Origin of the sequence: Micromonospora sp. NPDC053740 (genome assembly GCF_040677775.1) — a bacterium.
GTDB classification, from domain to species: domain Bacteria; phylum Actinomycetota; class Actinomycetes; order Mycobacteriales; family Micromonosporaceae; genus Micromonospora; species Micromonospora alfalfae.
Window position 1 is genome coordinate 273036 of sequence record NZ_JBFASO010000008.1, and the last position, 22424, is coordinate 295459.

At 71.5% G+C, this 22424-nt stretch carries 21 protein-coding genes; 11 read left to right on the top strand and 10 right to left on the bottom strand.

Features of this window, described 5'->3' with window-relative positions; genetic code table 11:
* Positions 1-10 precede the first annotated feature (10 nt).
* Genes AB0K35_RS22235 through AB0K35_RS22245 form a run of 3 tightly spaced genes read left to right on the top strand, consistent with a single transcriptional unit; the run spans position 11 to position 1551 of the window.
* Positions 11-481 carry a YbaK/EbsC family protein gene (locus AB0K35_RS22235; protein ID WP_363887242.1) on the top strand — a complete coding sequence of 157 codons (471 nt, stop codon included), beginning with the start codon at positions 11-13 and terminating at the stop codon, positions 479-481.
* 37 nt (positions 482-518) lie between these two features.
* Entirely contained in the window at positions 519-803 is a 285-nt protein-coding gene (locus tag AB0K35_RS22240; RefSeq protein WP_238666560.1) for a DUF427 domain-containing protein, read from the top strand.
* A gap of 46 nt (positions 804-849) precedes the next feature.
* Positions 850-1551 carry an RICIN domain-containing protein gene (locus tag AB0K35_RS22245; RefSeq protein WP_363887246.1) on the top strand — a complete coding sequence of 234 codons (702 nt, stop codon included), beginning with the start codon at positions 850-852 and terminating at the stop codon, positions 1549-1551.
* A gap of 19 nt (positions 1552-1570) precedes the next feature.
* Here the strand turns inward: AB0K35_RS22245 and AB0K35_RS22250 are convergent, their stop codons facing one another.
* Positions 1571-2875 (bottom strand): MFS transporter, encoded by a 1305-nt coding sequence (locus AB0K35_RS22250; protein WP_363887248.1) that lies wholly within the window; start codon positions 2873-2875, stop codon positions 1571-1573.
* A 70-nt stretch (positions 2876-2945) separates the two neighbouring features.
* Here AB0K35_RS22250 and AB0K35_RS22255 point away from each other — a divergent pair, with 70 nt between their 5' ends.
* Positions 2946-3935, top strand: a complete 990-nt coding sequence (locus AB0K35_RS22255; RefSeq protein WP_363887251.1) for a helix-turn-helix domain-containing protein — start codon at positions 2946-2948, stop codon at positions 3933-3935.
* 268 nt (positions 3936-4203) lie between these two features.
* On the opposite strand, the gene AB0K35_RS22260 is transcribed toward AB0K35_RS22255, so the two are convergent.
* The 8 genes from AB0K35_RS22260 to AB0K35_RS22295 all read right to left on the bottom strand — a co-directional run bounded on the left by AB0K35_RS22260 (position 4204) and on the right by AB0K35_RS22295 (position 12755).
* The gene (locus AB0K35_RS22260; RefSeq protein WP_238666564.1) at positions 4204-4668 is read right to left on the bottom strand and encodes a hypothetical protein; all 465 of its coding nucleotides are present in this window, start codon (positions 4666-4668) and stop codon (positions 4204-4206) included.
* 28 nt (positions 4669-4696) lie between these two features.
* Positions 4697-6649 (bottom strand): VWA domain-containing protein, encoded by a 1953-nt coding sequence (locus tag AB0K35_RS22265; protein WP_238666565.1) that lies wholly within the window; start codon positions 6647-6649, stop codon positions 4697-4699.
* Positions 6650-6651: 2 nt separating this feature from the next.
* Positions 6652-8112, bottom strand: a complete 1461-nt coding sequence (locus AB0K35_RS22270) for a sigma 54-interacting transcriptional regulator (RefSeq protein ID WP_238666566.1) — start codon at positions 8110-8112, stop codon at positions 6652-6654.
* Positions 8113-8168: 56 nt separating this feature from the next.
* Positions 8169-9245 (bottom strand): hypothetical protein, encoded by a 1077-nt coding sequence (locus AB0K35_RS22275; RefSeq protein ID WP_363887253.1) that lies wholly within the window; start codon positions 9243-9245, stop codon positions 8169-8171.
* A 76-nt stretch (positions 9246-9321) separates the two neighbouring features.
* Positions 9322-9972: a response regulator transcription factor gene (locus tag AB0K35_RS22280; protein ID WP_238662242.1), complete on the bottom strand. Its 651-nt coding sequence runs from the start codon at positions 9970-9972 to the stop codon at positions 9322-9324.
* Positions 9969-11216: a histidine kinase gene (locus AB0K35_RS22285; RefSeq protein ID WP_363887256.1), complete on the bottom strand. Its 1248-nt coding sequence runs from the start codon at positions 11214-11216 to the stop codon at positions 9969-9971. Before AB0K35_RS22285 ends, AB0K35_RS22280 begins: the two co-directional genes overlap by 4 nt.
* 55 nt (positions 11217-11271) lie before the next feature.
* The gene (locus AB0K35_RS22290) at positions 11272-11778 is read right to left on the bottom strand and encodes a hemerythrin domain-containing protein (RefSeq protein ID WP_238666570.1); all 507 of its coding nucleotides are present in this window, start codon (positions 11776-11778) and stop codon (positions 11272-11274) included.
* Positions 11775-12755 carry an aldo/keto reductase gene (locus tag AB0K35_RS22295; RefSeq protein WP_238666571.1) on the bottom strand — a complete coding sequence of 327 codons (981 nt, stop codon included), beginning with the start codon at positions 12753-12755 and terminating at the stop codon, positions 11775-11777. Before AB0K35_RS22295 ends, AB0K35_RS22290 begins: the two co-directional genes overlap by 4 nt.
* A gap of 70 nt (positions 12756-12825) precedes the next feature.
* On the opposite strand from AB0K35_RS22295, the gene mgrA reads away from it, so the two are divergent.
* On the top strand, positions 12826-13821 hold the full coding sequence (mgrA, locus tag AB0K35_RS22300) for an L-glyceraldehyde 3-phosphate reductase (protein ID WP_091393918.1): 996 nt from the start codon (positions 12826-12828) through the stop codon (positions 13819-13821).
* A gap of 27 nt (positions 13822-13848) precedes the next feature.
* Here the strand turns inward: mgrA and AB0K35_RS22305 are convergent, their stop codons facing one another.
* On the bottom strand, positions 13849-14772 hold the full coding sequence (locus AB0K35_RS22305) for a lytic polysaccharide monooxygenase (protein ID WP_363887259.1): 924 nt from the start codon (positions 14770-14772) through the stop codon (positions 13849-13851).
* Between the two features lie 124 nt (positions 14773-14896).
* On the opposite strand from AB0K35_RS22305, the gene AB0K35_RS22310 reads away from it, so the two are divergent.
* The 6 genes from AB0K35_RS22310 (at position 14897) to AB0K35_RS22335 (ending at position 22388) form a co-directional block, all read left to right on the top strand.
* The gene (locus AB0K35_RS22310) at positions 14897-15019 is read left to right on the top strand and encodes a 50S ribosomal protein L36 (RefSeq protein WP_030490864.1); all 123 of its coding nucleotides are present in this window, start codon (positions 14897-14899) and stop codon (positions 15017-15019) included.
* A gap of 782 nt (positions 15020-15801) precedes the next feature.
* Entirely contained in the window at positions 15802-17550 is a 1749-nt protein-coding gene (locus AB0K35_RS22315; RefSeq protein ID WP_238666573.1) for a carbamoyltransferase N-terminal domain-containing protein, read from the top strand.
* Positions 17540-18865 carry an MFS transporter gene (locus AB0K35_RS22320; protein ID WP_363887263.1) on the top strand — a complete coding sequence of 442 codons (1326 nt, stop codon included), beginning with the start codon at positions 17540-17542 and terminating at the stop codon, positions 18863-18865. The genes AB0K35_RS22315 and AB0K35_RS22320 overlap by 11 nt, the downstream gene beginning before the upstream one ends.
* Positions 18855-20075: a hypothetical protein gene (locus AB0K35_RS22325; RefSeq protein ID WP_363887265.1), complete on the top strand. Its 1221-nt coding sequence runs from the start codon at positions 18855-18857 to the stop codon at positions 20073-20075. Before AB0K35_RS22320 ends, AB0K35_RS22325 begins: the two co-directional genes overlap by 11 nt.
* Before the next feature lie 50 nt (positions 20076-20125).
* Positions 20126-21091, top strand: coding sequence for a hypothetical protein (locus AB0K35_RS22330; protein WP_363887268.1), 966 nt, complete (start codon positions 20126-20128; stop codon positions 21089-21091).
* Positions 21084-22388, top strand: a complete 1305-nt coding sequence (locus AB0K35_RS22335; protein WP_363887270.1) for an ATP-grasp domain-containing protein — start codon at positions 21084-21086, stop codon at positions 22386-22388. Before AB0K35_RS22330 ends, AB0K35_RS22335 begins: the two co-directional genes overlap by 8 nt.
* The last annotated feature ends 36 nt before the right edge of the window (positions 22389-22424 follow it).

Genomic DNA, 22424 nt, shown 5'->3' on the forward strand with positions numbered 1-22424 from the left:
CGTGGCGGGCATGCCATCGCCAGCGATCACCGCCCTGGACGCCGCCCAACTGCCGTATCGGCTGGTCAGCCACGGTGCGGTCGGCAGTCTCGCGGAGGCCGCCGCCGCCCGGGGCGTGGCCGTCCCCGACGTGGTCAAGACGATCGTGGTCCGGCGCGGTGAAAACGATCACCTGTTCGTGCTCACCCCCGGCGACCGGGTCATCTCCTGGCCCAAGCTGCGCGCTCTGCTCGGTGTGCACCGGCTCTCCATGCCGGACGCGGCCGGCGCCCTGGCCGCCACCGGCTACGAACGCGGCACCATCACCCCGTTCGGCGCGAGCACCGCCTGGCCGGTGGTCGCCGACGAGCGACTGCGCGGCCGGGGGATCACCCTCGGTGCTGGCGAGCGCGGTCTCGCCATCGCGCTCGACGCCGACGCCGCGATAGCCGCCCTCGACGCCACAGTGGCCGACGTCACCGACGCGCAGCCCACCCGCTGAACGCTGCCGGGGCGGCGGCGCGGCCTACTGTTGGGACATGCCAAAAGCCGTGTGGAACGACCTGGTCGTCGCCGAGAGCGACGACACCGTGCTGGTGGAGGGCAACCACTACTTTCCCCGCTCCGCCCTGCGCGAGGACCTGATCCGCGAGTCCGCCACGCACACCGTCTGCCCGTGGAAGGGCACCGCCTCCTACTACTCCCTCGAACACGACGGCAGCACCAGCAAGGACGCGGTCTGGTATTACCCGGAGCCCAAGCCGGACGCCGAGATGGTGCGTGACCGGGTGGCGTTCTGGAAGGACGTCCGGGTCGTCGACTGACCGCCGAACTGGCTCCGGCGCGACGTCGTGGGTGAGGATGGCGCGTATGTCCGCGCCCGAGGAACGCCCCGACCCCGCCGGCACCGTCTACGGCGGCCACCGGGCACCGCGCTCCGGGCCGCTGGCCGATCCGTTGCTGCGGGTCGCGGTGGCGGTCGGGGCCGTCGGCGTACTCCTGGGGGTCGTCTTCGCCACCGGGCTGCTCGGCGGTGACGACGAGCCGTCGGTGCCGGCGTCGGTCGGTACGCCGTCCAGCGCGCCGCAGCCCAGCGAGCCGAGCCCGGCCGCACCGACCGAGCCGTCACCGACCCCGTCGACCAGCACGCCGGCCGCCCCGCCCACCGGGCCCCGCGTGCTGCGCGCCGCCTCGGGCCTCTGCCTGGGGCTCGACGGTGACGGCAAGGAGGCCAAGGCCGAGTTGGCCGTGTGCACCGGCGCTCCGGAGCAGCAGTGGGTGGTCAGCCCGGCCGGCGCGGGCGTGCTGACGGTGACCAACGCCGCGTACGGGCAGTGCCTCGACGTCGAGGGTGGCAGTCGGGACGACGGCGCGCGGTTGCTCCAGTTCCCCTGCCACGGTGGAGCCAACCAGCAGTGGCGGTTCGGCGGTACCGGCACCAGCGCGGTGCTGCTCATCGCCGCGCACAGCAACAAGTGCGCCCAGGCCGACGACGACGCCGTCGAGGCCGGCGATGACATCCGGCAGCGACAGTGCGACGGCCGGCCGGCCCAGCAGTGGGCAGTGAGCTGACCGGCCGACGCGTCGCGGTTCAGCCGCGGAAGCTCCACGCCCTGGGCGCGGTCGCGGCGACCAGCACGGCCTCCGGTACTCCTCGGCCCGGCCGGCGGCGCAGCAGCAACGACAGCCCGGCCGCGCCGATCGACAGCGCACCCGCCACGTACCAGGCCATCGCGTAGTCGCCCAGCCGGTCCCGGACCAGGCCCGCGCCGGTCGCGGCGACCGCAGCGCCGAGCTGGTGCGCGGCGAACACCCAACCGAACACCACAGCCCCGGCGCTACCGAAGTACTCCCGGCACAGCGCCACCGTCGGCGGCACGGTGGCCACCCAGTCCAGGCCGTAGAAGACGATGAACACCAGCATGCTCGGCTCGGCGGTGCCGGAGAAGAGGCTCGGCAGCACCAGCAGGGACAACCCGCGCAGCGCGTAGTACACGCCGAGCAGCAACCGGCTGTCCACCCGGTCGGTGAGCCAGCCGGAGGCGATCGTGCCGACGATGTCGAAGAGCCCCACCAGGGCGAGCAACCCGGCCGCTGTGGTCTGAGCCATGCCGTGGTCGTGCGCGGCCGGCACGAAGTGCGTACCGACCAGGCCGTTGGTGGTCGCGCCGCAGATCGCGAAGCCGCCGGCCAGTAGCCAGAACGGTCGGGTCCGGGCCGCGGTGGCCAGCGCGCCGAGCGCCCGGGTCGCCGCGCCGCCGGTCGGCGGCGGGGGCGCGACGACCTCGGTCGCCCCGTAGGCGGGCAGGCCGAGATCCGCCGGGTGCTCGCGCAGCAGCCACACCACAAGGGGTACGACAGCCAGCGCCGCCCCTGCCACAACGAGCGCGGCGGTACGCCAGCCGTGGTCGCGCACCAGGATGGCGATCAGTGGCAGGAACACCAGTTGCCCGGCCGCCCCGCCCGCGGTCAGCACTCCGGTGACCAGGCCCCGTCGGTGGACGAACCAACGGCCGGTGACGGTGGCCACGAACGCCAGCGCCATCGAGCCGGTGCCCAGCCCCACCAGCACACCCCAGCAGAGCAGGAGCTGCCAGCTGGCGGTCATGAAGACCGTCAACCCGCTGCCCGCGGCGACCAGCAGCAGCGCGACCGAGACCACTCGGCGAATGCCGAACCGGTCCATCAGAGCGGCGGCGAACGGCGCGGTGAGCCCGTAGAGCAGCAGGTTGACCGAGACGGCCGCGGAGATCGTGGCCAGGGGCCAGCCGAACTCCTCGTGCAGCGGGTGCAGCAGCACCGACGGGGTGGCGCGGAAGCCGGCCGCGCCGACCAACGCCACGAAGGCGACGGCGGCGACCAGCCAGGCGGGATGCAGACGGCGGTTCTTGGTCACCTGACAAGTCTGAGCCGGGCCACCCACCTCGACGAGTGGCCGGAAAGCCATCATGCGCAACAATCGGGCCATGAGCGCTCGCCCGCACCGGATCGCCGTACTCGCGCTGCACCAGGTCGTCGGCCTGGACCTCGGCACCCCGTCCCAGGTCTTCAGCACAGCCCGGGCCGCCGACGGGACACCCTTCTACGACGTCCGGGTGTGCACCCCGGGCGGGCAGCCGGTACGCAGCACCGCCGGCTTCCAGGTGGTCCCCGACCACGGTCTGGAGCTGCTCGACACAGCGGAAACGGTGATCGTCGCGGGCATCCACGACGGGACCGCGTTGACAACGGGCATCGCCGACCCGGAGGTGACCGGGGCGCTGCGCGCGGCGTACGAGCGGGGCGCCCGGATCATGTCGATCTGCACCGGAGCGTTCGTGCTCGCCGCCGCCGGGCTCCTCGACGGGCGGCGGGCGACCACCCACTGGGCGTACGCCGAGCGGTTCCGCCGCCTGCACGACCGGGTGGACCTCGATCCGGGCGTGCTCTTCATCGCCGACGACCGGGTGCTCACCTCGGCCGGAGTCGCCGCCGGCATCGACCTCTGCCTGCACGTCATCCGCCTCGATCACGGCAGCGAGGTGGCCAACAGGGCGGCCCGCCGCTGTGTGGTGCCACCGTGGCGCGACGGCGGTCAGGCGCAGTACATCGAGCAGCCGGTGCCGAAGGCGACCGACACCAGCACGGCGGGAGCCCGGGAGTGGGCGCGGCAACGGCTGCACGAGCCGATCGCGCTGCGCGATCTGGCCGAGCAGGCACGGATGAGCGTGCGCACCTTCACCCGACGCTTCCGGTCGGAGACCGGCCTGAGCCCGGCGCAGTGGCTGCTGCAACAGCGCACCGACCACGCGAGACTGCTGCTGGAGACGACCGACCTCACAGTCGACCAGATCGCCCACCGCTGCGGGTTCGGCACCACCGCCGCCCTACGCCAGCAACTCCACCAACGCATCGGCGTGGCCCCGTCCACCTACCGCCGCACCTTCCACCCCCGCCCCGAGCCCATCAAAACCTGACCCACCCGCGCACCCGCGCACCCGCGATCTTGCATTTACTGTCGCCTAAACACCCAGTTATGCCGCTTTTGCCGGGACAGTATGTGCAAGATCGACGGAGAGCTTGGGGCGAGGTCGGGTAGGTCAACGAGCCTGATGTCTGTGAGTCATCGTGATGACTCACAGACATCACGCTCAATATGGCAACAGCCCCGACACTCCGCGCGACGCCGCAACGCCGGCCGGCCGACGGCTTCTCGGGGCCATTTGGGCCGAGTGTCTTTGGCGCTCAGGACCGGAGCCGGTGCAGTTGGGACTGGTGTTTGGGCAGGTGCACCCTCGTGTGCAGGTCCAGGGTGCGGGACCAGGGCAGCGGCTCGTCGACGATGAGGTCGAAGCCCTCGCGTAGGTGCGTCTCGACAGGGGTCTCCGCTGCCAGGCCGAGCTGGTCGACCAGCCCGCACAACCGGTCGCTGGTGCCGTGCAGCAGCGCGGTCAGGCCACGCAGACCACAGTGCTCGGCGGCGAGCGCGTCGAGCTGCGGGCGGTGCATGTCCTCCGCCAACTCGTAGTAGGCGAACGGCGACCCGGCCAGCAACGCCTCGGTGGCCTGGATCATCAGCTCATCGTTGGCGACCAGATGCGCGACGATCTGCTCGGCACTGAGCTGCCCCTCCGGAGCCGGACCGAACCCGCCAGCGTCGACCTCCGCGAACAGGGCACCGTAAGCCCGCCGCAATCCCCCGCTCTCCATCCCCCCAGTCAACCCGCAGCGGCGGGAGTTAGCGGCGGGATTGGCGGGAGCGGAGGTAGTCGCTGACCACGTACTCGCCCAGGTCGTCGGTGTCCGGCGTGAACATGCGACCCCGGCTGCGGCGGGCCACCGCGTCGACGAAGCGCCGCAGACCCGGGTCGTCGCCGAGCATGAAGAGATTGAGCGTGGCACCGTAACGGCTCAGACGGTCCACCTCGCGGACCGTCGCCTCGATCGTCTCCGGCAGCGGCGGCCAGTGGAACAGCGCCTCCCCGTCGTCCGGGTCCAGGTGCGCGGTCGGCTCGCCGTCGGTGACCACCAGCACGATCGGTTCGGCGTCCGGGTGTCGCCGCAGGTGCCGGCCCGCCAACCGCAGCGCGTGCTGGAGGTTGGTGCCCTGCTCCATGTCCGGCTCCACGGCCGCCAACTCCTGCTGGGTGAGCGTCATCGCCTCCCGGCCGAAGCCCACTATCTGCAGGGCGTCCTGTGGGAAGCGCGTCTCCATCAGGTGTGCCAACGCCAGCGCCGTCTGCTTCATCGGCCCCCAACGACCCTGAGAGATCATCGAGTACGACAGGTCGACGCAGAGCACCACAGCGGCCGAGGCACGCCTCTCGGTCTCCACCACCTCGAAGTCGTCCACCGCGAGCTGCACCGGGACCGTCGGCCCGGCCCGACTGACCGCCCGGGTCAACGTCCGGACCACGTCCAACGGTTGCTCATCGCCGTACTGCCAGGGCCTGGACGCGCCACTGACCTCGCCTGCCGCACCGGCCGAGCGCAGGTCGTGCTGCCCGCGCGGCCCGGCGGTCAGCTCCGCGAAGACCTGCCGCAGCGCGGTCCCGCCGAGCCGGCGCAGCGCCTTCGGGCTCAGCGTGAGCCCTTCCGCGTCCCGGCTGACCCAACCCTGGCGGCGCAGCTCCCGCTCCAGATCGCGCAGCCGGCGAACGTCGTCGGCCGCGTCCCGGCCCAGCGTGCGCGCCACCGCGTCGACGTCCACGTCGTCGAGGGTCGCCCCCGGGTGTTCCTGGTCAAGCTGGTCCAGCAGGTCGTCCAGGTCGCCGATCTCACCCAGCGCGCCGGCCGCGTCGGCGTAGTCCAGCGGCTGGTCGCCACGAACCCGCTCGCCGCGCCCCCAGCGCAGATCGGGCCGCAGCGCGCGCAGGTTCGCGTCGAGCGCCGACAACTCCCCCGCGAGGCGGTCGCCGAGCGACTGCTGCATGAGGCCGGCCAGCTCGGCGCGCTGCCGCTCGGAGAGCGAGTTCATCAGCCGCTCACCGGCCGCCGCCCGACGGGCCAGCACGTCGATCAACTCGTCGACGTTCTCCGGTTTCTCCGGGAAGAAGTCGCCATGTCGGCGCATGAACTCGGCGAAGGCGTCGGTGGTGTCCTCCGCGCGACCGTGCCGGGCGAGCAGGTCGTTCAGGTCGCCCATCATCTCGGCGAGCCGCTGCTGGGCGGCCGGGTCGGCGGAGGCGCGCACCGCCTCGCTCAGTCCGGCGAAGCGCTGGCCGAGCACGTCGTCGCGGAGTTGGTCGAGGATCTGCTGGTACGAGCGGCGGGCGTCGTCGCTGGCCCACTGGTAGCCGGACAGCTCCTCCACCGCCCGCGCCGTCGAGCGCGGCAGATTGTCCAGCACTGCCTCGGCGAACCGCGCGGCGTCGTCGTCGCGACCCCGCAGCTCGTCCCGCTCGGCGGCGAGTGCCTGGTCGAGCAGGGCCTGGGCCCGGGTCACCGCCCCGTCCAGGTCGCCCCTGCGCAGCGCCTCCCGGCGCAGCCGCCGAGCCCGGGCGGCCAGGTCGTCCAGGCCACCCCGTCCCTGCGGGCCACGGCGCAGCAGGTCACGCAGCGCCTCCCGCAGGCTGCCGCCGGCCAGCACCTCGGCGCCGACCGCGTCCACCGCCTCACGCACGTCGTACGGGGGTGCGAGCGGGTCGGGCCCGCCGTTCCACTGCCCGTAACGGAACCGGTTGCCGGCCACTGTCAGCCCCGGCCGCCGTAGACGGTGCGCCCCGAGTCGGTGACGTCCTTGCCGAGCCGGCGGGTCAGGTGCAGCCCTTCCAGCACGAACTCGACGGCGGCGGCGGCGGCCTCGGAGGTGGGCGCGTCGCCCAGGTCGAGCCGGTCCAGGACCTTCGCCAACCCGGGTACGGTGCCGACCTGGCGCAGCAGCTCGGCGGCGCTGACCAACTCGCCGGTCTCGATCGCGGCGCCGTCCTCGACCAGGGCGGTGAACCCGGACAGGTCAAGCCCGGCCAGGTGGGCCCGGAACGTCTCGGCGGTCGCGGTACGCAGCAGGTGCGCGAGGATCTCGGTCTCCCGGCCCTCCTCGCCGCTCTCGAACTCGACCTTGCCGCGCAGGGTGCTGGTCACCGACACCGCGTCGCCGACGCGGGCAACGGCGGCCTCGGGGCGTCCCTCCGGGGTGTCGGAGGCGGCGAGCAGACCGGCGCGACGCAGCGCGGCACCGGCGACCGTCTCGGCGGCGGCGATGGCGAATCGGGCGGAGACGCCGGAGCGCGGGTCCACCGACGGCGACTCCCGGACGGCGCGGGCGAAGCGGGCCAGCACCTCCAGCACGTGCTCAGGCACCTCGGCGACCAGGTCAGCCTCCTGGCGGATCAGCGCCAGCTCCAGCTCCAGGTCGACCGGGTAATGGGTGCGGATCTCCGCGCCGAACCGGTCCTTGAGGGGGGTGATGATCCGGCCCCGGTTGGTGTAGTCCTCCGGGTTGGCGCTGGCCACCAGGAGCAGATCCAGCGGCAGGCGCAGCTGGTAGCCGCGAACCTGGATGTCCCGCTCCTCCAGCACGTTGAGCAGTGCCACCTGGATGCGCTCGGCCAGGTCGGGCAGCTCGTTCACGGCGAAGATGCCCCGGTTGGTGCGCGGCACCAACCCGAAGTGGATGGTCTCCGGGTCGCCGAGGGTACGGCCCTGGGCGATCCGGATCGGGTCGACGTCACCGATCAGGTCGCCGACGCTGGTGTCCGGGGTGGCCAACTTCTCGCCGTACCGCATCGAGCGGTGCAGCCAGCCGATCGGCAGGTCGTCGCCCGCCTCGGCGACCTGGGCGCGGGACGCCGGGGTGAGCGGGTGCATCGGGTGCTCGTTGAGCACCGAGCCGGGCAGTACGGGGGTCCACTCGTCGAGCAACGCGCCCAGGGAGCGGATCAGCCGGGTCTTGCCCTGGCCGCGCTCGCCGAGCAGCACCATGTCGTGCCCGGCGAGCAGGGCCCGCTCGACCTCGGGCAGCACCGTGTCGTCGTAGCCGACGATGCCGGGGAAACGGGTCTCGCCGGAGCGCATCCGGGCGAGGAGGTTGTCGCGGAGTTCCTGCTTGACGGTGCGGTACTGGTGACCGGCCGCCCGTAGCGCGCCGAGCGTGCCGGGCAGGTCGGCCGGTGGAACCGGGATTACCGGGGTAGGCGCAGTCACCCGACCCACGCTAGCTCACATTCGCAGGGGCGCCCCGGGCATCAGGGGCACCCCCACTCCCACCCTCAGCCCCGATCACATCGCCGGCAGGTGCCACGGCGGCGCAGGTGGTACGCGTAGGTGGCCGCGCCGAGCGCCACGCCCCACACCGGCCAGAGCAGCATCGGCGCCCCGGTGATGCTGAGCCCGCCGGTGAGTTCCCAGAACTTCGGGTTGCTGAGCAGCCCCAGCGAGGCCGCGATCACGGAGATGGCGACCAGGGTGGCCGGTACCACGGCCAGCTTCACCGGCACCCGCCGCCCGGCGAGCCCGAGCATCCAGTGCGGGAACCGCTCACCCCAGCGTTGCACCAGGCCCAGGGTGAGGATCGCGCCGACGGTGGCGAAGGCGGCCAGCCCGAACCCGGCCCAGACCAGCCCGGTGTCCTGCATCTCGGTCAGGAACTCGCGGGAGATGCCGAGCGGGATGCCGGCCGCCCAGGCGAACCGGGTCAGCGCGTACGTAAACGGGATGGCCGCGGCGATGCCGGCGGCCCACCGGCCCCAGCGGGTGGCGGCGGCCGGGGTGGTCCACCGCTGGCCGGTGTCGGCGCGGCCGCAGCCGACGCAGGCCCCGGCGGTACGCCGCTGCCAGGCGAGCACCGCTCCGACCAGCAGAAGTCCGCCGGCCAGCGCCGCGAACCGGCCGAACAGCGCCCAGTTGAAGACGTCGGAGTAGTCGATCGGTGGCCAGCCGAACGGCGCCCCGACGATCAGTATCGGCAGGTAACCGAGAACGATCAGCACTCGGACATCCGGCACGACCAGGACGAGCACGAACGCGACAGCCCAGCCGTAGCCGGCGAGCAGCGCCCGCAGCGGGCCGGGTGGGCGCGCCGCCGGGCGGCTCATGGCCAGGGCCGCCACCGCGGCGGTGAGCAGTACGCCGGCGAAGAGCGGGGTGGCCACCTCCACCGGTACCAGGCGCAGCAGGCTGACGTCGCCGCCGTGGGGGTCGTTCGGGCCAAACGGGTAGCCGGCACCGGTGAGCGTGCCGATCAGGGCGAGCACTCCCCACAGGCCGAGCCAACCGGCGGCCAGTGGGGCGAACCGGTCGGGCCAGCGGGAGGCGGTACGGGGTCGGGAAGCAGTGATCGTTGTCATGCTCTGAGCCTCGACTGATGACCGCCCGATTCCCTCCCGGCCAGCGGTGAACCCGCTCCCCCGGTCGAGGGAACGATCAGCCGGACGGGGTGACGAAGCCGGACTCGTAGGCGGCGATGACCGCCTGCGTACGGTCGCGGACCCCCAGCTTGGCCAGCACGTTGCCGACGTGCGTCTTCACCGTCTCCACCCCCACCACCAGGTGCGCGGCGATCTCCGGGTTGGACCGGCCGGTGGTCATCAGCCGCAGCACCTCGGCCTCCCGTTCGGTGAGCCGGGCGGCGCTCAACCGGTCGCCGCCCGCCGGCCCGTACGCCCCGACCAGTTGGCGGATCGCGGCCGGGAAGAGCAGCGACTCGCCGGCCGCGACCACCCGGACCGCCTCCACCACCTCGGCGGGCCGGGCCCGTTTGAGCAGGAACCCTGAGGCGCCGGCGCGCAGCGCCTCGTAGACGTACTCGTCGTTGGCGAACGTGGTGACCACCAGCACCCGGGGCGGGTCGGCGGAGGTGGCCAGCAGGTGCCGGGTGGCCTGGATGCCGTCGATGCCGGGCATCCGCACGTCCATCAGCACCACGTCGGGCCGGTGCCGGGCGACCAGCGGCGGCACCTCCGCGCCGTCCGCGGCCTCGGCGAGCACGTGCAGGTCGGGTTGGGCGTCGATGATCGCCCGCAGCCCGATCCGGATCAGCTCGTCGTCGTCGACGATCAGCACCCCGGTGGTCATGTCGTCGTCTCCTCGTAGGGCAGGCGGGCCCGGATCAACCACCGGCCGCCGTCCGGGCCCACTGTGAGCCGGCCGCCGAGCAGCAGCACCCGCTCCCGCATGCCGTCCAGGCCTCGACCGCCCCGCCCCCGCAGGCCCCGGTCGGGGTGGCGCACCGCGTTGACCAACTCCAGCTCCAGCGCGTCACTGTGCAGGTCCAGGCGTACCGTCACCGGCCCGTGGCCGTGCCGGGCGGCGTTGGTCAGTCCTTCCTGGACGATGCGGTAGCCCTCCCGGGAGACCACCGCTGGCACCCGGGCCGGGTCGCCGGCGCGTTGCGCGTGCACGGCCAGGCCGGCCGCGCGGGCGTCGTTGACCAGCCGGTCCAGGTCGGCGAGGGTACGCTGCGGCGCCACCACGGGCCTGTCGCGTCCGTTCTCCCGGAGCAGCCCGAGCACGTGGTCGAGGTCATCCATCGCGGTCCGCCCGACGTCCTCGATTGCGGTGAGTGCCCGTCGGACGAACTCGGGGTCGGTGTCGAGGACCTCGCGGGCGGCCCCGGCCTGGAGCGTGGCCACTGTCAGCGCGTGGCCGATCGAGTCGTGCAGTTCCCGGGCCAGTCGGTTGCGTTCGGCGAGCCGGGTGGCCCGCGCCTCCAGGGCGGCGATCCGCTCCGCCTGGGCCGGGCCGAGCAGCACCGGTGCCATCAGACCAGCGAGCGCGCCGAGCCCGGCGACGACGTAGCCGAGGCCGACCAGCAGGAGCACCCCGGCCACTGTCAGCCAGCCGCTGTCCCGCCCGTCCAACGGCCCGAACCGTTCCTGGCTGGTCAGCTCGGTGCCGACGCCGAACTGTTGGGCGATGAAGGCCAGCGCCATCGGCAGGGCACTGAACAGCGCGATCATCACCACAGCGCCGACGATGAGGTGGGTGGCGATCCAGAGCGCGCTGCGCAGCCGCGTTTCCCGGTCGCCGCGATGCCCCAGCTCGGGCTCGGGCAGGTCGACGCCGAGCAACCTCCGCACGGCGGCGATCTCCAGGGCCCGGCTGCCGTCCAGCAGCAACGGGACGACGGCGATCAGCACCGCGATGAGCAGCAGGACGTAGACCAGTGGGCGCGGGATCTCCGAGTCGGCGAGCAGTTGGCCGAAGGTCACCGCGAGCAGCCCGTACGGCAGCGCCAGCACGCCGCCGAGCAGCAGGAACACGCCGCGTCGCCAGGTGGTGCCGGCGACCAGCGGGGCCAGCGCCGCTCGGAGGTTCACCTCGCCATTCTGCTGCCCGGACGGGTTCCGCCGACTCCCCCGCGTCGGGGAGATGTCAGCGGTGGTCGGCCACGTACTGCTGCGGGTCCTTGTCGCGGAAGGGCAGGTTGCGGCCGTTCTTGTGCTCGCCGTAGAAGGTCAGCCAGCGTTGGCCCAGCTCGGCGCGGAGTTCGGCGCTGGCGTGCCGGCGAAAGTCGGGCAGCGCCTCGTCCTCTTCCTCGGCCAGGTGTTCGCTGTTCTCCCGGCGGGCGGTGCCGACCGCCTCCCACCACTGGTCCGAGCCGACCGGGTGCAGCTTCGCCTCGGCGATGGCGTCGCGGATCTTGTTGTGGTCGCCGATCGCGTCGGCGGTCTCGTCCTCGCCGTCGTCGCCGTGCTTGACCAGGTGCGGGTAGAGGATCGCCTCTTCCGCCTCGGCGTGGATGTCCAGGTGCAGGGCGAGGGCGTCCCAGATTGCGAGCATCTCCTGCTCGTCGCGGGCGTCGTCGAGGCGGGCGAAGCCACGCCGGAAGGCGGCGTGGTCGTCCAGGATCAGCGCGGTGATGTCGTCCACTGTGCTCACTTTCTGGTTGGTGTGCCGAACCGGGCACGCAGCATCGCCGGCATCGCGGCGAGTCCGGTGATCGGGCGGAAGCGTTTCGCTGCCTCGGCCAACGCCGTGTACTCGTCGTCGGCGAGGTCGATGTCGGCGGCGGCGGCGTTGCGTTCCATCTGCTCGACGCCGGACGCCCCGGGGATGGCGAGCACGTTCGGGTGGCGCAGCAGGTAGGCCAGCGCGATCTGGCTGGCTGTGGCGTCGTGGGCGTCGGCGACCTGGCGCACTGTGTCGATCAGGGCCGCGCCGCGCTCCAGGTTCTCCGGCAGGAAGTACGGGTTGGCGCGCCGGACCGCACCGTTCGGCGGGTTCTTGGCGTCGTAGCGGCCGGAGAGGAAGCCCTGCGCCAGCGGGCTGTACGCGATGACCACCCGACCGGCCTGCCGCGCGTACGGCAGCAGGTCCTGCTCGGGCGCGCGGTCCAGCATGCTGTAGCGGACCTGGTTGCTGAGCACCCGCCGGCCGAGCGCCGCTTCGGCGACCTGCCAGCGGCGCAGCCCGTAGTTGCTCACGCCGACCTCGCCGACCAGCCCGACATCCTGCAGGGTCCGCATGCCGCGCATCGTGGTGTGGTCGGCGACCAGCGGGTTGGGTTGGTGCACCTGGTAGAGGTCGATGCTGGTGACGCCGAGCCGGGCCGCCGAGGCGACCGCCCGCTGCTGCACCACGGCGGCCACCGGCAGCACCGGCAGGATCTTGCTGGCGATCACGACCTTCGGCCGGTCGTCGCCGAGGGCCGCGCCGAGGATGCGTTCGCTGCGTCCGAAGCCGTAGATCTCCGCGCTGTCGAAGACCGTCACGCCCAGCTCGATGGCCCGCCGGACGATCTGCGCCGCCTGCCGCTCGAAGTCCGGGCCGTACCCCCATTCCCGGGAGCCGAACTGCCAGGTGCCCAAGCCGATCTTCGACAGCGGTTTGGGGGTGTCGAGCGCAATGAAACGCATGGCGTCGAAACTACCCCGATGTCCCGGTTTCCACGCCCGATCCGCATCACGGTGAGCCGGAGCTAGGCTCATGATCGTGACCTACCTCGCCGCGGATGACCGCTACGACACCATGACCTACCGGCGCAGCGGACGCAGTGGCCTGCGGCTGCCGGCCGTCTCACTCGGGCTGTGGCACAACTTCGGCCCGGACCGCCCGTTCGAACGGCAGCGCGACATCGTCCGCCGCGCCTTCGACCTGGGTGTCACCCACTTCGACCTGGCCAACAACTACGGCCCGCCGCCCGGTTCGGCGGAGGAGAACTTCGGCCGGATGCTCGCCACCGACCTGAAGCCGTACCGGGACGAGTTGGTCATCTCCAGCAAGGCCGGGTACCTGATGTGGCCCGGCCCGTACGGCGAGTGGGGCTCGCGCAAGAACCTGATCTCGTCGCTGGACCAGTCGCTGGGCCGGATGGGACTGGACTACGTCGACATCTTCTACTCGCACCGGTTCGACCCGGACACCCCCCTTGAGGAGACGATGGGGGCGCTCGACGCCATCGTCCGCTCCGGCAAGGCGCTCTACGTCGGCATCTCGAACTACAACTCGGAGCAGACCACGCGGGCCGCCGCGATCCTGCGCGAGCTGGGTACGCCGCTGCTGATCAACCAGCCGTCGTACTCGATGCTCAACCGCTGGACCGAGTCCGACGGCCTGCTCGACACGCTGGAGCAGGTGGGTGCGGGCTGCATCGCGTACAGCCCGTTGGCGCAGGGCCTGTTGACCGACCGTTACCTGGGCGGCATCCCGGCCGACTCGCGGGTTCGCACCAGCGTCTTCCTCAACGAGAGCGATCTCAGCGAGGAGAAGATGGCCACCATCCGTGGGCTCGGCGCGGTCGCCGAGCGGCGCGGTCAGTCCCTCGCTCAGCTCGCGTTGGCCTGGGCGCTGCGTGACCCGCGGATGACCAGCCTGATCATCGGGGCGAGCAGCGTCGAGCAGTTGGAGACGAACATCGCCGCGCTGGACAACCTCGACTTCACCGCCGACGAGTTGGCCGAGATCGAGCGCCACCTGGGCTGAACGCCGTCGGGTTCCGGGCGGGTCGGATCACCAGATCCGGCGCCGCCCGGCCCGGTGGTTGCGCACCTCGCACTGCCGGCCCGCTGGTGCGGCGGCGCTGCGACGTCGCCGTCCGGCACCGATCAGCAGCAGCGCCAGGACCAGCACGCCGGCGGCACCGGCCAGCACCGGCCACCGGGCGCCGAGGTTGCTCACCGACGCCACCGGCACGCCCGGGTCGGCCGCCGCCGCCACCGCCGTCTCGGTGGCGGACGGCCCACTCGCTTCGGTACGCGGGGCAGCCGCCGCGCTCTTCGTCGCGCCGGCCCTCGCCGGGGCGGGAGTGGCCTTGGCACCCCGGAACACCACGTCCGAGCAGGAGTAGTAGGTGTCCGGGGTGTTGGAGTTCTGCCAGATCGTGTAGATCAGGTGTCGGCCGCTGCGGCCCGCCGGCAGCCGACCCGCCAACTGGTACGCCCCGGCCCGCACCGGCGGGTCGGTCAGCGTCAGAAACGGGCGCGATTCCAGATCCGCCCAGGTCAGTTTCTTGCGGGGATCGTAGGCCGGTGTGGTGACGTAGAGCCGGAAGGTGCCCCGGTGCTCGATGGTGGTCCGGTACCGGAAGGTGAACGTCGCGCCGCTGGTCAGCGTGGTGCTGGGCCAGTCGGTGCGGGGCAGGTCCAGTCCCCGGTACGCGGACAGTCCGCCGCTGCACAGCTCACCGTCCGGGATCCGTTCCCGATCTCGCCCGTTGATCGTGGAAACGCGAACGTTGTCCCATTCGCGAACTGCCGCGCCCGCCTGGATCGCCGCCCGGCAGGCGCTCGTGGCCGCGTACCGTCCCTCGGGGCCGCAGGCCGCCGCGCGACTGATCGGGTCGGTCGGAGCGCCGTGGGCGGCGGCGGGCGTGGCGGCCACTGGCACTGTCGCGGCAGCGACCAGCACCGTGGCGAGGAGCCGGCGTACGGGCATGAGGATGACCTCCGCCCACTGGTACGGCCGGGAGACGGCAAAGGTTCGACGCTGACCGGCCGGGAATCCCGCGGGTGGGTGCGGCGTTTCGATACTCGGAACCGCTAGCACCGAGGAGGCAGACATGAAGGTACGTAGCTCGTTGCGTGCGCTGAAGCAGAAGCCGGGTTCGGTGGTGGTCCGCCGTCGCGGCCGCGTGGTCGTGGTGAACCGCGCCAACCCGCAGTGGAAGAGCCGTCAGGGCTGACCCAGCCCTTACCGGACATCTAGTCGCCAACGCCCTGACCGGGTCTTCCGGTCGGGGCGTTTTGCGTGCCCGGGCATGACTGCCGGGCTCGGACAATGAAAAGGGCAAGCCCTTTTCCGGGAGCGCTTTTCCTGACCCGCAACCGCGGGGCTCGGGTGCCCTGTGACGGTGACTCAATCACGCCTGTTCATTGTCGCTGCAACAGCCCTGTGGACCGCTTGGGCAATTGTCGGGTCAGAGAATCTGGCACTCGCGACGCGTTCGGCGCGACGCAGTTCCGAACCGATTCGGAGTGGGTGCGTCGATTGCAGGATATCTCGTATCCATCGCTCAAGATCCGCTTCGTCCGCCGGAGGACTCCCGGACCGCGCGGCACCCCCGGTCGAAGATAGACGCCAACTTGCCTCATCGCCACTCATTAATCCCCCATGCCCGTCACAGCCGAGCTGAGCTGCTCATATGCTGCCCGAGGCACCGCTTTGGCGATCGGGCTCGACACCAACCCTGGCAGCCGACAGCGCTGAGTTACCAACTCGTAACGCGGGAATTTCAGATGACGGAAAATCCATATCCCATCAGACCTATGGGCATTGCGGCATCTCGGAGAAGGCTCTCGGCAACCCCTTCCTGGCCCGACGTGGGCAACCATCTACATCGAGCAACACCACTCCCCTTGGTGCAGCTCGGGGGCTCGCTGATCGGTGTCGGCAAGGATCGGGGGTTGACTTGCCGACAGAACATCGATAGGAATTTTGGGTCGCCAAAAATGGGGGGAAGCATCTATGCGTATTACGTGCGGAGTAAAGCTCACTCAGAGCGGGGGCGTCGCCCTCTTCCACGACGACGTGTTGGAGTTCAACGTCGAGGCGCAGAAGCTGGAGAACAACCGTCGATACAGCGACGTGGACGATCTCACGCTGATCGCCCGGATCCTGGGCGACTTCGGGTACAAGACCTCCGACGTCGACCAGTGGGCACTGGACGGCTGGGACGGCGCCGTCCACGGGCAGGCCCACCGGCTCAACAACGGCAGCCCGGTCGACGTCCGCCTCGCGCCCTACCGGGAGACCGAGCGGGTGCCGAATCCGGCACAGCCGGGTCACAGTGGCGAGTTGCCCATCGGCGACGCCACAGTGCCGTACGTCAGTCACGTGCACGTGGCGAGCCACCTCGCCGCCGCGTACAGCACCAGCCCCTTCGCGCGACGGGGCGAGCCGAGCCTCGTCCTGGTCTGGGACGGCGGTTGCTTCCCCCGGCTCTACTCGGTGGACAAGGACGGCCGCATCGAGCCCGGCGGCGAGGTCTTCCCGCTGATCGGGCACTTCTACTCGATGGCCTCGCAGCACTTCGGGCCGTACCGCCGCGACAAGCTGTCCCGCAACGTCGACGACCTCTCGGTGGCCGGGAAGCTGATGGCCTACATCGCCCTCGGCACCGCCCGGGAGCCGATCAAGCAGGTCCTCGGGGAGCTGTTCCACAAGCACTTCGAGGCCAACAGCCCGGCCGTCCGCAAGTACCGCGAGGAGATCATCGGCTGCGGCAGCACCGGCGAGCCCTCGCACGCCTACGTCCACGCCTATCTGGACGACGTCCGTCGGCGCACCGACCAACTGGGCGTCTCCGACGACGACGTGCTCGCCAGCGTGCACGAGTTCATCGAGGAGTTGCTCGTCGAGCGACTGGTGGCCAAGGCCGAGTCCTGGAAGGGCGACGGTCCCTGGAACCTCTGCTTCGCCGGGGGCTGCGCCCTGAACATCAAATGGAACAGCGCCATGCGGGCGCACAAGGCCATCCGCGAGATGTGGGTGCCGCCCTTCCCGGACGACTCGGGTTCGGCCGTCGGCACCGGCGCCATCCTGGTCAGCGGGGAGCAACGGCTGGCGCCGATCTCGTGGAACGTCTTCGCCGGCCCCGACCTCGTGCACAACTCGCACGTTCCGGCGGGCTGGACGGTGGCGCCATGCCGACCGGAGGAACTGGCCCGGCTGCTGCACCGCACCGGTAAGCCGGTGGTGGTCCTGCACGGCCGCGCCGAGCTGGGCCCCCGCGCACTAGGGGCGCGCAGCATCCTCGCCCCGGCGGTGGACCCGGCGATGAAGGACGAGCTCAACCGGATGAAGCGTCGGGAGAGCTTCCGGCCGGTCGCACCGATCTGCCTGACCGATCAGGCGCCGACGGTCTTCGACCCCGGCACCCCTGACCCGTACATGCTCTTCGACCACCGGGTGCGCCCCGACTGGGTGGACCGGATCCCGGCGGCGATCCACCTCGACGGCACCGCCCGCTTGCAGACGGTCAGCGCCGAGGACAACCCGATGCTCGCGGCAGTCCTTCGCGAGTACCACAAGTGGAGCGGAATCCCGGTGCTCTGCAACACCAGCGCGAACTACAACGGCCGCAGCTTCTTCCCCGACGTGATGTCGGCGATGGAGTGGGGCCAGGTCGACCTCGTCTGGAGTGAGAACGCGCTGTACCGCAGAGTCACCTCATCGGACGCGTCAGCGAGCGTCACCGGCACCGGTGTCAGCTGACATCCGGCGCCCGCCGGAGGGTACGAACGCCACAGCGCCACCGCGCCCCCCGCTGCGGGAGCCGGCGTTCCGTACCCTCTGGCTGGGCGACCTGGCCGCCCGGTCGGCACACCAGATCACCGCCTTCGGGTTGCCCCTGCTGGTGGTGACGTTGCTGGCCGGCACCGGCACCCAGGTGGGGTTGGTCGGCGCGGCCCAGTTCGTGCCGGTGCTGGCGTTCTCCCTGCTGGTGGGCACCTGGACCGCCCGTACCTCGCTGCGCTGGATCCTGGTCACCGGCAACGCGGCACGCGGCGTCGTGCTGTTCGGCATCGGGGCCCTGGCCGCCACCGACCGGCTGTTCTTCCCGGCGCTGTTGGTGGGTGCGTTCCTGATCGGCTCGGCGGCGGTGCTGCACGACATCGGGTCCCAGGTCACCGCGCCCCGGTTGCTGGACGGCGACCGGCTGGTCGCCGGCAACGGTCTGTTGCAGGCCACCACGTCGGTGACCCAGATGGCCGGGCCGGCGGCGGCGGGATTCATCGTGCAGTCCGCCGGCGCCTCCTGGGCCGCGGTGGTCACCGGGGCACTGTTCTGCGCGGCGGCGATGGCGATGGCGGCCCTCCCTGCTCGAGTGCTGCGGCCGGCGACCGACCGGGGCGACGCGCCGACGATCCGGGCCGGGCTGGCCTACGTCTGGCGGAGCCGACCGATCCGGGACCTGTGCGTGCAGTCGGCCCTCTTCAACCTGCACGAGCAGGCCTTCGCGACGGTCTTCCTGGTGTACGGCGTGCGTACCCTCGGGCTCTCCGGTGGCCTGATCGGCCTGGTCATCGGGCTCGGCAGCGTCGGGGCCCTGGTCGGCTCGCTCGTCGCCGGGCGGGTCGGTGCCCGCCTGCACCTCGGTCGGGCGCTCACCGTCGCGATCACGGTCGCCGCGCTCGGGTTGCTGCTGGTGCCCGGGCTCGCCGCGGCCGGCACGGCGACAGTGCTGCTCGGCGCGGGCTTCGTGATCAACGGGGCGGCTCTGGCGGTCTACAACGTCCTGGCGGTCACCGTACGGCAGCAGGTCCCCCCTCCAGTCCTGCTCGGCGCTGTGACAGCGAGCTACCGCATCGCGGCCTTCGGTTCGCTGCCGGTCGGGGCGCTGATCGGCGGGGTGTTGGCCGACCTGGCCGGGACTACCACGGCGGTGTGGGTGGTGGCCGTCTCGCTCACCGTCTCCTCGCTGCTGCTGTACGCCTCTCCGCTGCGCACCGCGGCCCAGATCTCCGAGGTCCGGGCCCTCGCGGACACGACGACTCGGAAGGAACGGTCCATCCAGCATGGCGACTGACGTGACCGACGGCATCGGCGCCGTCGACGAGGAGACCTGGGCCCGGCTGGCCGCCGACGCCGAACCCGACGCGGCCCACGGCTACCTGCTGTTCCGCGAACGGCTGGAGCCGGGCAACGCGCTACTGGTCACCGCCGACGACGACCGGGGGCCGGTGGCCGCGATCCACGCGGTCACCGCAGTGGCCGGGACGAGCCTGTTCAGCCACCCGTGGAAACTCCTCACCGAGGAGCAGTTCCTCCGGCTCACCCCGGACGACGACGCGACAGCGATCCGTGCCGAGCACCGGGCCCTGCTCGGCGCGCTCGGCCCGGACGCACCCGGGTCGGGCGATCTCGCCGACTGGCTGACCACCACCGTCGGAGAGCCGCTCGTCGTCCGCACCTACGACCGCAGTCCCCTGTTCACCGCCCCCGACGTCGACATCACCCGCCAACGGCAGGCCGGCCGGGAGGTCGTCGCGACCCTCCGGGATCTGGTCCGGCAGGGTCACGCGGGAGCTGTGGTCCTGCCGTACGTGGCCACCGACGACGAGCTGCTGCGTGGCCTGCTGGAGGCCGCCGGCTTCGTCCGCGGCTCGGTCACCGCCGCTTCCGCGTTGCACCTCGGCGGCTACCCCACCTACCAGGCGTTCCTGGACGGGCAGAACGCCGAGACACGCCGCAACTACCGACTGGCCGAGCGCGAGGTGACCCGGGCCGGGCTCCAGGTCCGCGAGGTGCCGCTGGCCGAGCACGTCGACCGGATCGTGGACCTTGAGGCCCGCACCGGCGAGCGCAACGGCGCGACACCCAACCGGCCCCAGCTCCGGGCGGCCCGCGCGTACCTGGCGGCGGTGCTCCCCGGGGCGATCCGGGTGGCCGTGGCGGGCCGGTCCGACGCCGAAGTTCTCGCCTGCACAGTGCAGATGTACGGCCGGCACGGCTGCTGCACCCTCGGCTACGGCAGCGACTACGACGTCACCGGTACCAGCGTCGCCTACCACCACCTGGTGTTCGGGCAGCCTGTCGAGTCCTGCATCCGGGCCGGCGTGCCCCGGTACCGCCTCGGGTTCGAGGCGTTCGCTCCGAAGTTCCGCCGAGGCGCCCGGGTCGCCAAACGGGAGTTGTGGCTGTGGACGCCCGATGAGCAACGGCGGGAGTCGTTCGCCAGGCTCCTGCGCTTCCTCGACGAGCGCACCACCGGCCACCTGGCTGCCTACGTCCGCTGATTCCCCTTCACTCCGCGTCGCATCCGACGCACTACCACCGGGAGACCGACATGCCGCTGGCCCCTCGTGCCATGGTGATCTCGCTGCAGAAGACCGGCACCCACCTCATGCAGGGTCTGATGACCAACCTGGGGTACAAGATGGCCGGGGTGCCCCGGCCGACCCCCCGCAACACCCCGGAATTCACCGCCGCGCAGCAACGTCAGATCGCCGCGCTCACCCTGTCGAAGTCCGACTACGACGAGCTGCTGGAGTTGGAGGGCACTGAGGAGTACCAGCTCCGCACCCAGGAAGCCTGGTCCGCCCTTGGCTGGCACTGGCAACGCAGACTGGGCCAGCACGTCGTCAACCGGTACGGGCAGACCCGCTTCGACTTCGCCGACTCGGTGATCACCAACCCGCACCTGCCGTACTCCCGGTTCGCGGACACCCCGGCCGGGCTCTGCTGGATCTTTCACGAGCTGGACATCAGCAAGGTGGACGGCTCCTTCTTCGCCGAGTGGGTGGAGACCGCCACCCCGCCGCTGGTCTACAACTACCGCGACCCGCGCGACGCCCTCGTGTCGATGGTCAACTTCCTGGAGGGGCGGACCCGCGAGGGGTACGGCAACTTCTACGAGTTCGACATCTTCCACCGCATCCTGACCTCCCTGCCTACCTGGGAGGAGAAGCTCGACTACGCGATGCGCGACACGTCCTTCCTCGGCCGCGACCAGTTCGAGAGGGGGTTGTGGCTGCTCCGTCACCCCGACGTGTGCAAGGTCAGCTACGAGGATCTGGTCGGGGAGCGCGGCGGCGGGTCCCGGCAACGCCAACTCGAGGCAGTGGACCGGTTGCTGAAGCACGTCGGGTCCACAGCGGACGCCGAGGAGGTCGCCGGCAAGGTCTACGACCAGAGTTCCTGGAGTTTCTTCCGGGGCACCACAGGCACGTGGCGGGAGCGGTTCACCAAGCGCAACGAGGCTCGTTTCACCGAGCTGTTCGGCGACATCCTGGAGCAGTACGGCTATGAGTGAGGCCCGCGCCTTCCTGCTGCTCGGCGGCTACCGGGTCATCGCCCGCAACTGGGGTTTCCTCGCCGACCTCGCCGGTCGAGGGCTGCGGATCCTGCTGATCACCTCGGAACAGTGGCGGGCCGACACGACGGCCGCCATGGCCCGGGGCGAGGGTCCCGGGACGTACCTCACGGACGCGGCCTTCGTCACCGGCGAGGTCGGCATCGAGGGCAGTTTCACCTCAGGTGTGGTCGCCCACGTCCAGCGCTGGCAGCAGGAGTACGACATCGTCGGGGTCTACGCCGCGGGCGAGATGCTCGTCGAGCAGACCGGGATCGTGGCGGATGCGCTCGGCCTGCCCGGGCCGGGCGTACGCGCCGCCCGGGTGTGTCGCAACAAGTACCTGCAACGGTTCTACCTGCCGCAGTGGAGCCCCCGGCTGGTCGTCGTGCCACCCGAGGGGCGCACCGGGCTCGACGTGGGCTCGGTGCGGTTCCCGGTGGTGCTGAAGCCCTCGGGTCGACGGTCGAGTTCCGGGGTCCAGGCGGTACGCGACCCCGAAACCCTGCCCACGCTGCTCACCGGGTACCCGGCGGCGGAGACCCTGCTGGTCGAGGAGTACGTCACCGGCGCCGAGTACTCGGTGGAGGCGGTCGTCCAACACGGTCGGATCGTCTTCGAGTCGGCGACCCGGAAGCGCACCACCGAGGACGGCTCGGACTGGTTCGTCGAGATGGCCCACACTGTGCCCGCGCCTCCCGGTGCGGAGCACGACAGGCTGCTCGCCGCCAACCGCGACATCGTGGGCCGGCTCGGTCTGGTCGCCGGCATCGTGCACACCGAACTCCGCCTCGACCGGGACGGCCGGCCGGTCCTGATGGAGGTCGCCGCCCGTACTCCCGGCGATGGCATCATGCCGCTCTACCACCTGGCGACCGGTCGGGCGCTGGAGCAGACGATCATGGAGGTGGCGCTCGACGAGCCGGCGGCGCATCCCCCACCCCGGCGCTACGCCCGCCAGGTCTACCTGCCCCAGCCGAGGGGAACGTTGCAGGACGTGAAGCTGCGCTGGCCGGGCGTGGAGCCGCAGTGGGTGCCGGAGGGGCAACCGTGGCCGGTCATCGCACCGGGCGAAGCCGACGACCCGCCCGCCCTGCGGCACGTCATCGTGCTCAAGGAACGCGGGGCACGCCTCGGTGAGCTGCGCGAATCCGGTGACCGCGCTGTGACGTTCCTGATCGACGCCCCGACCCTCGACGACCTCGACGAGCTGGAGCGGCAGGTGAGCGCGGCGATCGACATCATCGTCGATCCCTGACCACCACGTCCACGACTGAACGGTGGTGGCACGCCG